General features: G+C 36.7%; 13 protein-coding genes. 3 read left to right on the top strand and 10 right to left on the bottom strand.

All coding sequences use genetic code 11. From position 1 onward, the window contains the following. Positions 1–129: 129 nt before the first annotated feature. From H6F47_RS10275 to H6F47_RS10255, 5 genes are all read right to left on the bottom strand, one after another. Complete coding sequence (locus H6F47_RS10275) at positions 130–660, bottom strand: ComEA family DNA-binding protein (RefSeq protein ID WP_137666073.1); 531 nt, start codon at positions 658–660, stop codon at positions 130–132. Between the two features lie 45 nt (positions 661–705). After that, positions 706–1,080, bottom strand: a complete 375-nt coding sequence (locus tag H6F47_RS10270) for an NINE protein (RefSeq protein WP_096572842.1) — start codon at positions 1,078–1,080, stop codon at positions 706–708. Between the two features lie 224 nt (positions 1,081–1,304). Beyond that, a complete protein-coding gene (locus H6F47_RS10265; protein ID WP_190649027.1) occupies positions 1,305–3,785 on the bottom strand; it encodes a vWA domain-containing protein in 2,481 nt (826 codons plus the stop codon). Between the two features lie 286 nt (positions 3,786–4,071). After that, positions 4,072–4,368 (bottom strand): type II toxin-antitoxin system RelE/ParE family toxin, encoded by a 297-nt coding sequence (locus H6F47_RS10260; protein ID WP_137666075.1) that lies wholly within the window; start codon positions 4,366–4,368, stop codon positions 4,072–4,074. A 21-nt stretch (positions 4,369–4,389) separates the two neighbouring features. Next, on the bottom strand, positions 4,390–4,662 hold the full coding sequence (locus tag H6F47_RS10255; protein ID WP_347237712.1) for an addiction module protein: 273 nt from the start codon (positions 4,660–4,662) through the stop codon (positions 4,390–4,392). 262 nt (positions 4,663–4,924) lie between these two features. Between H6F47_RS10255 and H6F47_RS10250 the strand changes: the two genes are divergently transcribed. The 3 genes from H6F47_RS10250 to H6F47_RS10240 all read left to right on the top strand — a co-directional run bounded on the left by H6F47_RS10250 (position 4,925) and on the right by H6F47_RS10240 (position 6,987). After that, positions 4,925–5,170: a type II toxin-antitoxin system HicB family antitoxin gene (locus H6F47_RS10250; RefSeq protein WP_137666076.1), complete on the top strand. Its 246-nt coding sequence runs from the start codon at positions 4,925–4,927 to the stop codon at positions 5,168–5,170. Beyond that, positions 5,068–5,361, top strand: a complete 294-nt coding sequence (locus tag H6F47_RS28850; protein WP_322743424.1) for a type II toxin-antitoxin system HicA family toxin — start codon at positions 5,068–5,070, stop codon at positions 5,359–5,361. The genes H6F47_RS10250 and H6F47_RS28850 overlap by 103 nt, the downstream gene beginning before the upstream one ends. Positions 5,362–5,478: 117 nt before the next feature. Further along, the gene (locus H6F47_RS10240; protein WP_190649024.1) at positions 5,479–6,987 is read left to right on the top strand and encodes a UbiD family decarboxylase; all 1,509 of its coding nucleotides are present in this window, start codon (positions 5,479–5,481) and stop codon (positions 6,985–6,987) included. 87 nt (positions 6,988–7,074) lie between these two features. Here the strand turns inward: H6F47_RS10240 and H6F47_RS10235 are convergent, their stop codons facing one another. The 5 genes from H6F47_RS10235 to H6F47_RS10215 all read right to left on the bottom strand — a co-directional run bounded on the left by H6F47_RS10235 (position 7,075) and on the right by H6F47_RS10215 (position 12,863). Then, complete coding sequence (locus tag H6F47_RS10235; protein ID WP_096571857.1) at positions 7,075–8,067, bottom strand: hypothetical protein; 993 nt, start codon at positions 8,065–8,067, stop codon at positions 7,075–7,077. 10 nt (positions 8,068–8,077) lie between these two features. Next, on the bottom strand, positions 8,078–8,323 hold the full coding sequence (locus tag H6F47_RS10230) for a hypothetical protein (RefSeq protein ID WP_096571856.1): 246 nt from the start codon (positions 8,321–8,323) through the stop codon (positions 8,078–8,080). A 629-nt stretch (positions 8,324–8,952) separates the two neighbouring features. After that, a complete protein-coding gene (gene dnaK / locus H6F47_RS10225) occupies positions 8,953–10,854 on the bottom strand; it encodes a molecular chaperone DnaK (RefSeq protein WP_137666079.1) in 1,902 nt (633 codons plus the stop codon). A 263-nt stretch (positions 10,855–11,117) separates the two neighbouring features. Next, positions 11,118–11,612, bottom strand: coding sequence for an Hsp20/alpha crystallin family protein (locus H6F47_RS10220; protein WP_137666080.1), 495 nt, complete (start codon positions 11,610–11,612; stop codon positions 11,118–11,120). Between the two features lie 522 nt (positions 11,613–12,134). Beyond that, a complete protein-coding gene (locus H6F47_RS10215) occupies positions 12,135–12,863 on the bottom strand; it encodes a thioesterase (protein ID WP_190649021.1) in 729 nt (242 codons plus the stop codon). Positions 12,864–12,943: the final 80 nt, after the last annotated feature.

Here is a 12,943-nt window from a genome sequence, read left to right as displayed (position 1 = left end):
GAAAATTTTAGATTTTAGATTTTAGATTTTAGATTGGAGATCACAAAAACAATCCAAAATCCAAAATCCAAAATCCAAAATAAAAAACTCCTGCCTTCTGCCTCCTGCCTCCTGCCTCATACCTCCTACCTAAAACCGCAGATAATACATTAATTGAGCGATCGCCTCACCTGACAGTCCTAACCGTTGCTGAAAATCAACCAAGTTACGGTAATAACCAGCAGTGAGGCGATTTTGCACTACCGCTTCAGCTAGAGACAAATCTATCAATGGAATTTTCGCCAGACTCTCTACCGTTGCGGTATTGGGATTTACTTGCGTAGTATTAGCGAGAGATCCATCATCATAGTAGCTAAAATTTAACAGTGGTTTCAGTGGTTCTAGCCTTTGTACAGGAACACTCAAAGCCGCTGCTATATCTTCAATACAATAAAATTTAACACCTGAACGTGATAGTTCTACGAGCGATCGCCCTTGATGAATAGATAACCCTGGCAAACGTAACCAATCATCTACAGTCGCTTGATTAGCATCAATACGCATCCCCAGTTGTACGGCCATCTGAATTTCTGCCCCAGATTGTAGACGATAATAGGGATCATTGAGCAGTTTAGCTCGGAGTTTTTGTAATTTGAGATTTAAAGGTAGCCAGTTTATCATGGTATTGTAAAACTTCGCCGAATTTATAGACAAATATTAATTACATCAAGAAATCTGGTCTAACATCTGACGGCGCTTTTGCTCAAATTCATACTCAGAAATTAAGCCATCTTGGCGCAAAGCATCTAACTCACGTAAGGCATTAGCTACCGATTCTACTTGATTACTGACCTGTGGTGAAACTTTAACTGCCGACTTCCCAAAATTAAAGTTTCGGTCAAAAGCTTCTTCATCTTGCGCTAAATACCAAACCCCTTCTATAGCACTAGCTACTTTGGGAATTGGTGTCCAAGATAACAATACATACAAAATTCCCCATAATGGCTGTCCCAAGTAAAATTTATGTAAACCTGAAATTGTTAGTGTGCCAGAAAAGGCTAAAATAGCAGCAATGCTTCTACTCTTCCGTTTCGTTAATATCATCCTTCTCAAGCTCCAACTACTAAAATTATAAAAATCAGACATCTATAATAGTAAATTACTAAATTCCTGGAATCAATTGATCAAGTTATCTGTGAGGGTCCAGAAGTATGGTTACGCATCATCAATCCCTTGATTTTTTTCAGATTTATTCAACAACCCCTAATTAGCGATCGCTCTCCCGTTGGAGTCATCCCAGAAAATCGCATTGCTACCGAAATTACCTAACTCACACTCACAGGTTTTTTACTGTAATATTCATTTTCTGCATACACACTAATTACAGTATCACCAACTACGAAAAATGTCCCTTCTTGCTCAGATTTAGAAAACTGCAAATCAGGATATTTACTACTAATTTCATCCGCAGTCATCGCTTGAGTGTTCATGTCATCAGGTAACAAACCCGTCGCACCAATATAAAATACTAAAGGTGAAATTTTCTCTCGATAAACTTTTTCTGTGTAACTCTCTAACTTCTGTTTTGCTGTTGTCATCGCATCGATAATTTCCTGTTTATCCACAGGTGTACCTGCGTGTTTTGCTTGTAGTAATAAAGCCAAAATTCCAGCACCAACCAAGTTTAAAATTTCTGCAAATTTACCCGTTGTTTCTATTCCCAGAAAATCATCAAAAACAGCTTTCATTAAATCATCTGCTTTTGTAAATTTATTCCTAGAAGCAACAGCTTTACTACGAAAAGCAATATTTTCCTGAAAAGCTAATTCAAAAGTTGGTTTCTTGAAAATTTCCCCAGTTTCTGAATCATAAACTTCATATCTTTTATCAAGAAATTGATTAGCAGAAGACAATTTATTAAAATTCACAATTTCTAAACTGCCAATATCAATCTTATAACTCACCCTTGAATCTACACTACCATCAGATAAAGCTGCTTTCAAATCTGTATATTCGTTAGTGGTGGGAAAATTCAGATACAGACTTTTAGAAAGATAATGTTTTTTCAATTCTTCAATTTGTGCAGGAATAAATACATCTGACTCTTCCCGTAAATGAGCAGATAAAATACTCATTAAAGTTTTAATTTCTGCCAGTTGAGTAAATAAACCTTCCACACTGCTATAATTACCTTCAAAACTGACTAAAGGTAAATCTGCTAATTGCAAAGTATATTCTTTTTGAAAATCAAATTCCTCCCTATCAATAACCCCTACCGCTTGCAATTCATCAAATGCTTTTTTACTGCTAATTTTCACTTTTAAAGTCTTAACATTAATTTCTCCATCACTGACAATGGTATAATTATTAAAAGTCGTTAAATCATTTAATAACACACCCGCAACTTCAGTAATGGGGGTTTTATCTTCCGTTTTTACCAGCTTCACTTTTTGCGTAAGCATCATATTAATAGTTGCGGTATTGCGGTTAATATCAAAAGTTCCCATCTGCACATAATCACCTGGTTCAATATATTCTATTTCTAACCAAGGTTTGATTAATTCTCCATTTTCTCCCCTTGTACCATTAACCCGCTTAATACCCTTTCTTTGATAAGTTTCTTTCAGATGTTTGAGGTTAATAATGATATGTTGATGATGTTTTGATAAAATATCAATCAATGCCAAAACGGAAATTTTATCATTAACTTTGACATAATCTAAAATTTCATGTTCAGCTAAAACATGAGGATAAAAAATGGCAATTTCTAAATCTTTGGTAAAATCAGCAATGTCTTCATTAGTTAAAGCTTTTGCGTGTCTTGCGGTTAAGGTTGCATTGAAGGTACTCGCAAGCGCGTATTTCGCAGTATTCAAATTTCCATCAGCTAAATTTGCTTTGGCAAAAATATAAACAGATGGATCATTTTGTGCCACCAGAACATCTGTTAATTGTTCATAAGCTGCTTTGGTAATTTGCTTATATTTATAGATGTAAGCTTCGTCTTCTGGTTTTAAACCAAAAACTTTTAATGTTTGGTTTGTACCATTAATTTTTTCAGCAGTGGGAGAAAAGAAAACTTGATAACTGTAGTCACTAGCTAAGGTTTCTTCTATGACTATTCCCGTCGCTTCTTTTAACACATTTACAGTGTTATAAAGAGCATCATAAACTTCCTTAATATTCCCAGCTTGGATACAAACACCAGAAACAGAATTAGCGATTTTAGCGAGGAATTTAAAATCAGAAGAGCAAGAATAAGCAATGGTGTTAACAAAAACTTCCTTGTTTTTCAAATCATTACAAATTCCCTCTATTGCCTTAGATTCAGAATTAAAACTGCTATCATTAGCATAGCCGTCACTGTGTAAAGTAATTGCAGTTAATTCATCAGGATGAATCAATTCATTAGCTAATTTCAAAGATTGAGAAATACAAGTTAAATAAGTAGCACGAATAGCTTTGATATCAGCAATGTAATCTGAATCTGGCTGCATTACCTCCTGAATCGGTACACGCTGAAAATGACAGGTTAAGTCACCTTTAGAAGAGTAGGAAATTAGCGTTACCACTAATTCTGAGTTGCTGTATTCATCCAGTGTCAAAAGTTTGATTAATGTTTCTTTTAAAGCCTCAATATCATAATACATTGAACCGGAACGATCAACAATCATGATACTATGAGCAATCATTTTTTTAGGAATTGCATCTGGCTTAATTTCCAGTTTTACCTTTTCAGTTAAATAAAAAGCTTTTTCCTTACCCGCGAGATTATAAACAGCAAACTTGGTTTTTTGACTTGTCATAATTTTGCCGATGGTAATTTTACAAGGAATATTGTCCAGGATCAATCAATTTATACCTGATTGGGGTGATGTTATAATATGTTGTAAAGAATCTAATTAGAGATGTTTTGATTGTTTCTATATCATATATAGTACATAAATACTATAAAAATGTCAAGGTCAGGGTAAAAATCTTTATATTTCTTAATTTAAAAACAAGATCCCCGATTTCTTTGATAAATGATGATTATTTACCCAAGATGAAATTAAGAAGTCGGGGATCTGTCACTATGAATAATATAAAATCCTATAAACGTCTTTCCCACTGCTGCGGATCACGCTTCACATGAAAACAACCAATAATCGAAATATTGTCATCTATAATCACATAAAGTAATCCATAAGGAAACTTACGAATTAACTTTCTCCTCACTTCTTGATGAATAATTGGATAAGCAAAAGGATTTCTTTGAATTGCAGAAAAACTAGCATCAACCACACGAATAAATTCAGAACCTAATCCAGATATTTGCTGTTCATACCAATTGAAAGCATCCTCTAAATCAAGTTCTGCTTCTGGTGTAATCAAAATTTTATAAGTCATATTTCAATAAACAATGAATTACTAACGATTAAATCTTTTTTTAACTTCCTCCCATGTTGATACTTGATGAGTATTTTGATAATAGAGTTCTAAACGTCTTTCTAATTCTTGTTTTTGAGTATCACTAATAGTTAGATCATTAGACTCTATGGTGATACTATCCCAAATATCTTGTACTAATTGGATTCTTTCAGCAATACTTAATTGCAAAATGTTTTGAGGAAGTAAATTTTCCATATTTTTCGCCATTTGAAAAAAAATATCTCTTATTTTAGCATACCATGAAATGTACATAAATACTATAAAAATATCAATGTAAGGGTAAAAATCTTTATATTTCTTAATTTTTGCTTATCAGCAAAGTGAGAAATGTTTTACTAAATATCTCAAATGTAATGATGCTAACTAAAACTGCATTTAGATACCCGACTTCTTTGATAAATTAACATTCTTTACCAAATATTCAATTAGGAAGTCGGGTATCTTTCGTTTGTGTTATAATAAAAATCCGACATAATGAACCTGCCAGAAAACTATAGCAGTGACAAACAAAACCATGAAAAATAAAGAATTTTATGTAGTAATTGAAAGAGATGAAGATGGTATGTATATTGGTGAAGTGCCTCAACTGAAAGCCTGTTATAGTCAAGGAGAAACCATTGATGAATTGATCACTAATATTAAAGAAGTAATTAAAATGTGTTTAGAGGAATTAGGAGAAGAGTCAATAACAGAATTTATAGGAGTAAGCAAAGTAGTTTTATCATCACTAAATTACCAGCAATTACAGGAGAAGAATTAATTACCGCATTACAAAAAATAGGTTTTTATATAGTGAGACAAAAAGGTAGTCATGTCAGAATGAAACATCAAGATGATCGAGTTGTTTCTATTCCTCGTCATAGTGGTAAAACCATTGGTAAAGGTCTATTATTAAAAATAATGCGAGATGCAGATTTAACAAAAGATGAACTAATCGAACTTTTAGACTGACACCTAATTAAAGTATCTGCGTTTAATTTTGCCAATCCTAATTTATTCAGTACAAACAAACTACCCAAATATCAAGTTAAGATCAAGAAGACTTTACACTTCTTAACTCTGAGGGATATGGCGCGAGATTTACGGGGATTTATTAAAATTCTGGAAGAAAGAGGACAATTAAAGCGAATTTCGGCTTTAGTAGACTCTGAACTAGAAATTGCGGAAATTTCCAACCGAATGCTGCAAAAAGGTGGTCCAGGTTTAATCTTTGAAAATGTCAAAGGTGCATCTTTCCCCGTTGCAGTGAATTTGATGGGGACGGTGGAAAGGATATGCTGGGCTATGAATATGGAAAAACCAGAGGAGTTGGAAACTTTGGGGAGGAAGTTAAGTATGCTTCAGCAACCCAAACCCCCGAAAAAGATTTCTCAAGCGATAGATTTTGGTAAAGTGCTGTTTGATGTTGTCAAAGCGAAACCGGGAAGGGATTTTTTCCCCGCTTGTCAACAGGTGGTTGTGGAAGGTGATGATTTAGATTTAACTAAGTTACCTTTAATACGTCCTTATCCGGGAGATGCCGGAAAGATAATTACACTGGGATTGGTAATTACCAAGGATTGTGAAACAGGTACGCCAAATGTAGGTGTGTATCGTCTGCAACTGCAATCTAGTAATACTATGACCGTACACTGGTTATCGGTGCGGGGGGGGGCGAGACATTTACGCAAAGCGGCGGAACGTGGTAAAAAATTAGAAGTGGCGATCGCCCTTGGAGTCGATCCTTTAATCATTATGGCAGCAGCCACACCCATTCCCGTAGATTTATCAGAATGGTTATTTGCGGGACTTTATGGCGGTTCTGGGGTACAATTAGCCAAGTGTAAAACAGTAGATTTAGAAGTACCCGCAGATTCAGAATTTGTTTTAGAAGGAACTATCACCCCAGGGGAAGTTTTACCCGACGGTCCCTTTGGCGATCACATGGGATATTATGGCGGTGTGGAAGATTCGCCTTTAGTGCGGTTTCAGTGTATGACTCACCGCAAAGACCCGATTTATCTTACCACCTTTAGCGGTCGTCCACCCAAAGAAGAAGCAATGATGGCGATCGCCCTTAACCGCATCTATACCCCAATTTTACGGCAACAAGTATCAGAAATAGTTGACTTCTTCCTGCCAATGGAAGCATTAAGTTACAAAGCAGCAATTATTTCTATTGATAAAGCATACCCTGGACAAGCAAGACGAGCAGCTTTAGCTTTTTGGAGTGCCTTACCCCAATTCACATATACTAAATTTGTGATAGTTGTGGATAAAGATATCAACATTCGTGATCCGCGTCAAGTTGTCTGGGCAATTAGTTCTAAAGTTGACCCAACCAGGGATGTATTTATATTACCAAATACCCCCTTTGACACCTTAGATTTTGCGAGTGAAAAACTTGGTTTAGGGGGGAGAATGGGCATAGATGCAACCACCAAAATTCCCCCAGAAACAGAACATGAATGGGGCGCACCTTTAGAATCTGATCCTGATGTTGCCGCAATGGTAGAAAGACGCTGGGCAGAATACGGTTTAGCAGATTTAAAGTTAGGAGAAGTTGACCCCAATTTGTTTGGTTACGATATGAGATAGCTGACTGGGGACAGAAGGCAGGAGGCAGGAGGCAGGAGGCAGGGGAAGATGAATAACCCCAATGCCCAATGCCCAATGCCCAATGCCCTACATCCTTCTGGATATCATCCTTGCATCCCAGGTATAGAAACCAATTTGGTTAGGAACTCTAGAAAATCTACCTGTGCGATGACCTCTAGATAATTCATTGAGAACCTTATTTTTTACCTCTCTCATGTCCCGATCATCAAGTTCTCCATAGATACCATTAATGACTTCATTCACACCAAAAACCCGCCCTCTATGTTCACCTAAAAAAGATGTCAAAGCATCAATTAAAAATTGACCCTCATATTTTTTGAGCATGGGAATATCATTGGAGTGTGTTACAGCCACAGGCTTTTTTCTTCTACTTTTACTACGAGTAGATGAGCCATTATGATGATTGGGATCTAACAAACTTAAAGCCAGAGTATAACAACCAGGTTCGTTAGGAATAGCCGACCAATAACCCCTTTCTCTACCTTGAGTCAGAGAAGATTGAACCCTACCTTTGACGATTTTAAAGATAGTAGATTCTAACTCACCATAGAGCGATCGCACAATAAAATCTATATGGCATACAGTACCAGCATATTCATGCAATAAAATTCTCAAAGCTTCCATCCGAGTCAGAGATTGATATTCAGGAAGCATGGGAATTTCCGCCCCCTTCGTAAAATGTTCATAACTATCCAAAGAGGTATTTCTCGCATGAGAAACTGCTGCTTTTGTAGACGCAGCACTTGAACCATTTGTTTTCCATTCTTGAGAGTGAGAAGGTTCTGACTCTACAGACTCCAACAAGTCTAAATCAGACTGATGATCTGATGCCAAAAACAAACGGGAACCTTGTGGATCACCAGTTGCTAATTCTGAAACCTCATGTTCATCAGGACAGGACCAAGGAGACAACAAAGCTTCCACATGATCCAATTGCGATCGCGCTTCAATAAATAGCCGTTGGTACTCTTGTGCCAGACCAGCATAATAGTCTCGTAATTCCAACAATGGTCTAATAAATACCTCTGAAGGAGGTTGTAATTGTTCTTGGGTGTTCATATTACTTCAATTATTCTAATTCAATGTCACTTTTGTAATTCATCGCATGAGGCTTCAGTTTTCTAGGATCATGAGCAGATTTTTTCGGAGGTTGAGGAGGACGGCAACTTTCACAATATAAAGGTCTAGGTCCAAAGGTTTCCCGTTTTGTCGCTTGATTACATTCTTTACAAACAAAATGAAAAACACGAGTGTGAATCTGTCTTTTATGCGCTCTAACAGTATATTCTCTCACATCAATGATCTTGGTAGCCATAATTTAAGAATTGCCCAGTTCTGTACTCTTAATATAGCTATTCAAGCAAACAAAACAATTTCAGTGTGTGTTTTACTGCAAGTTTTATTCAAATCCTTAAAATAAAGTCAAATAGGATAAACATTTGTATAGTTAAGAATAAACAGCAAAGCCATCTCAACTTCTGAGATTTTGCCGCTAATCTCCCCTTTCCTGAAGATGACATTTGATATTTAATTTAAATCTTTCTATTTGTTCATCTCTATCTACTGATCATCTGGATAACTTTGCATAAATTTGATAGTCAAACCATCCTCCTCATGGATGAAATCACCTAATGAATTTGTTCATCTGTTGTAATTTATGATTCATTATTTAGGGCTTGCTGAATAAATGTGAAAATATTACAAGTAAAGGGTCTTAGCCTGCTGGAAGTTAAAAAAGTGCAAGACTTTACGAGGTGGGATCTCAAAAACCTTGCATTTAATTTCTACACAAAGGAAAAATCGCTCTCATCGAACTCTTCAAACTGTTCCCTGTCTTCACGACAAGACTTTTTCAGCAAACCCTATTTATTTTGTTTGAGAAATAGATCCCTGACTTGTGGTCGGGGATCTCCTTGATCTTCTGACTCCTGACTCCTTGATATCCTATGATTGGGACTCCACAAAATCAGCATCAATCACATCTTCACCCCGACCACCTTGTGCTTCTCGACTGCTTCCATCAGGACTTACATCTGGTCTTCCCGCTTGGGCATAAACCGCACTACCAATTTGCATCAAAGTTTGCTGTAATTCACTGCTAAGAGACTTGATCCGATCAAAATTATCTTGATTTATAGCTTCCCGCAAATCTTTGACTAACTCATCAACTCGACTTCTATCACCAGCACTGACTTTATCACCCAAGTCTCTGAGTTCTTTTTCAGCTTGATAAACTAAAGAATCAGCTAAATTCTTAGTATCAATTTGTTCACGTCTTTTTCTATCTTCCTGTGCATGAGCTTCCGCATCCCGCACCATTTTTTCTACATCTCGTTTATCAAGAGTAGAAGCACCAGTAATAGAAATTGACTGCTGTTTATTAGTGGCTTTATCCTTAGCAGTCACGGAAAGAATACCATTAGCATCAATATCAAAGGTAACTTCAATTTGTGGTACACCTCTGGGTGCTGGAGGAATACCATCTAAACGGAAAGTACCCAAACTTTTATTATCTTTTGCTAACTCTCTTTCACCTTGTAAAACGTGAATTTCCACATTACTTTGACCATCAGCCGCAGTAGAGAAAATTTCTGATTTCTTCACAGGAATAGTTGTATTACGGCCAATGATTTTAGTCATCACACCGCCCAGAGTTTCCACGCCTAAAGATAAAGGAGTGACATCAAGCAGTAAAATATCTTTAACTTCACCTGATAAAACACCCGCTTGAATAGCAGCACCTACCGCTACAACTTCATCAGGATTCACACCTTGACAGGGGTCTTTTCCTGTTATTCTTCTCACTAATTCTTGCACAGCGGGAATACGAGTAGAACCACCAACTAAAACAATTTCATCAAGTTGGGCATTTGTCAGTTTTGCGTCTTGCAATGCTTGTTGTACTGGTTTACGACAACGATCTAAAAGATCCGCCGTCATCTCCTCAAACTTAGCCCTTGTTAATGTCATATCCAAATGTTTAGGACCTGCTTGGGTAGCCGTAATAAAGGGCAAATTGATATTAGTTTGAGTGGCGCTAGAAAGTTCAATTTTTGCCTTTTCTGCTGCTTCCGTTAATCTTTGTAATGCCTGTTTATCTTTCCTTAAATCAATACCTTCATTAGTTTGAAATTCATGTGCTAACCAATCAACAATCTTTTTATCAAAGTCATCACCACCTAAATGAGTATCCCCACTGGTAGATTTAACTTCAAACACACCATCCCCAACTTCCAAAATAGAAACATCAAAAGTACCGCCACCAAGGTCAAATACTAAAATAGTTTCATTTTGTTTTTTATCCAAACCATAAGCCAATGCTGCTGCTGTTGGTTCATTGATAATGCGGAGAACTTCTAAACCAGCAATTTTACCTGCATCTTTAGTAGCTTGGCGTTGGGAATCATTAAAATAAGCAGGAACAGTAATTACTGCTTGAGTAACTTTTTCTCCTAAATATTTACTAGCATCATCAACTAACTTTCTCAGAACTTGGGCAGAAATTTCTTCTGGTGCAAATTGTTTATTAACTGCGGGACAACTGAGTTTTACATTACCATTACTATCACGCAGTGTCCTATAGGAAACTTCCGTTGCTTCATGGGTAATTTCTTCATGTTTGCGACCAATGAACCTTTTCACAGAATAAAAAGTATTTTCTGGGTTCATTACCGCTTGTCGTCTAGCAATTTGACCTACCAAACGTTCACCAGTTTTAGTGTAAGCTACCACAGAAGGAGTGATGCGTTGACCTTCAGAATTAGCTATTACTAAAGGTTGCCCACCTTCCATCACAGCAACACAAGAATTAGTAGTTCCTAAATCAATTCCTACTACCTTTGCCATATCTTCCCCCTGGACTTGAGTAGAAGTTTTGAAGTCAGCAATCAGCTATCAGCAGTCAGCTTTTAATAGAAAGTTTCAACATTTCATTTAGGGACTTCCAAGAAATAAATTATCCAATCTTGTGGGATGGGCTTCTAGCCCGTCCGAGTGTAAGGGCAGGCTGTCCGGCCTATCCCACAAGAATTAATTGAATATTTTTTTATTTGGAAGTCCCTTTCTCAGGCTAGAAATAGTCTGACGGCTGATAGCTAATAGCTTAAAAATTAACCGAGATTAACTTTGAAAGCTTTTTGTTTTTCTGGTTCTGTTTTCGGCAAGTTCAACCGCAAAATACCATCTTTATATTCAGCCTGAACTTGTTCATGTTGCACAGTAGAAGGCAATGGAATTACTCGTTGGAATTTACCATAACGAAATTCGGAACGAGTGTAACCTTCTCTTTCAGTTGTTGTTTCAGATTTCCTTTCACCAGTAATAGAAACAGCTTCAGGAGTTACTTCAACATTCACATCTTTGGCTTCTAAACCAGGTAGTTCTAATTTCAATTTATAGGCATCATCAGTTTCTTCGAGTTCAGCAGCAGGGATAAAAGTTAACCCTCCCCTTTCACCTCCATCACCTGGTATCATTCTTTCAAACAAACGATTCATCCGCCTTTGTAAAGTATCAATTTCGCGGAAAGGGTCCCAACGTTCAAGTTCGCGGAAAGGTTCTAAGCGTTCAAGATCGCGGATAGGGTCCCAACGAACTAATGCCATAACTATCTCCTATACAATGCTGTATTTGGCTTGCGGAGGCTTAATTTTCAGCTTCACATATGGCAAACAATACTCGTATATTTTTTAAATTTTTTATTGCGTGAAGCTTTATCTTTTGCTTCCTAATTCAACAATAACACCAAGATTTAAATTTAGTAGGTTCGGTTTTATAGCTATAGAAATCGCAATAGCCGTACCTGCTACATTGTTTCACACTTTGTTACAAGTATGGCTATAAAAAATGCACCTTATGTTAGTTGTAAATATCTCAACATTACCCTCAGTTATCAATGGACAATTGACAATTGATAATTGATAATTAATTGTTTAATTCCAGCTTTAAAACCTCTCTTTTCCAGGGAAAAAGCCAAAAATGCCGCTTTTTTAAGCCTCTTCCTTTAAGGAAGAGGTAATTGTCCATTATTGAAGGCTATGCAGCAGTGAAATTTCTATCAAAAAAACAAAAAATAAAAATCCCTCTTAGGTAGAGTTATAAAGTAAAAAAAATATATTCATTCTAACTTATGAGATATATTGAGATATATATTGTAGTAAAACTTTTTCATGTTCACGAATAAAAAAGTGATCACCAGAAAACTTATGTAAAGAAAAAGCTGCTGTCGTCTGTTCTTGCCATGCTTCTAATTCATAATCAGTAAATGCGGGATCTTGCAGTCCACCAAAAACACTAATGGGAAAATCAAAAGGTGGTTGATGGGTGTAAACATAAGTTTCTAAAACTGTAAAATCAGCCCGGAGAATAGGCAGAAAAAGTTGGATCAGTTCTTCATTTCCTATGACACCATCAGGAGTACCATTAAAATTGCAAATTGCTTGCCAAAATTCATCATCTGGTAAATTGTAAATTTTTCTTTTTGTGGGTGTAACTTGGGGAGCATTGCGAGCAGAAACAAATAAATGTAATGGTGTTAAATTATAATCTGAGCGCAGTAAACGAGCTAATTCAAAACCAACGAGTCCACCCATACTATGTCCAAAAATAGCAAAGGGTTTATCTAAAAATGGGATGAGATTTTTCGCTATTTCTTCAACTAAAGGCTGCATTTTTGTGTAGGGAGGAAATTTCATTTGTTTTCCCCTACCAGGAATTTCTATAGGACAGACTTCAATAGTTGGGGGTAAATGACTAGGCCAGGTACGAAATATCATGGCGCTACCTCCTGCGTAGGGTAAGCAAAATAGGCGCATTTTTGCTTGGGGGTTGGGTTGGGGAAAGGTTGTTGTTCCCATTTTCCTGTATTGTTATTTTTCTCGGTTTTAGGATATCAGGAAAGGGATGTTTTTTCTCACGCAGAGGCGCAGAGGCGCTA

It is taken from the genome of Sphaerospermopsis sp. FACHB-1094, from assembly GCF_014696195.1.
Taxonomy (GTDB): Bacteria; Cyanobacteriota; Cyanobacteriia; order Cyanobacteriales; family Nostocaceae; genus Sphaerospermopsis; species Sphaerospermopsis kisseleviana.
This window is presented reverse-complemented; position numbering and strand designations above follow the sequence as displayed.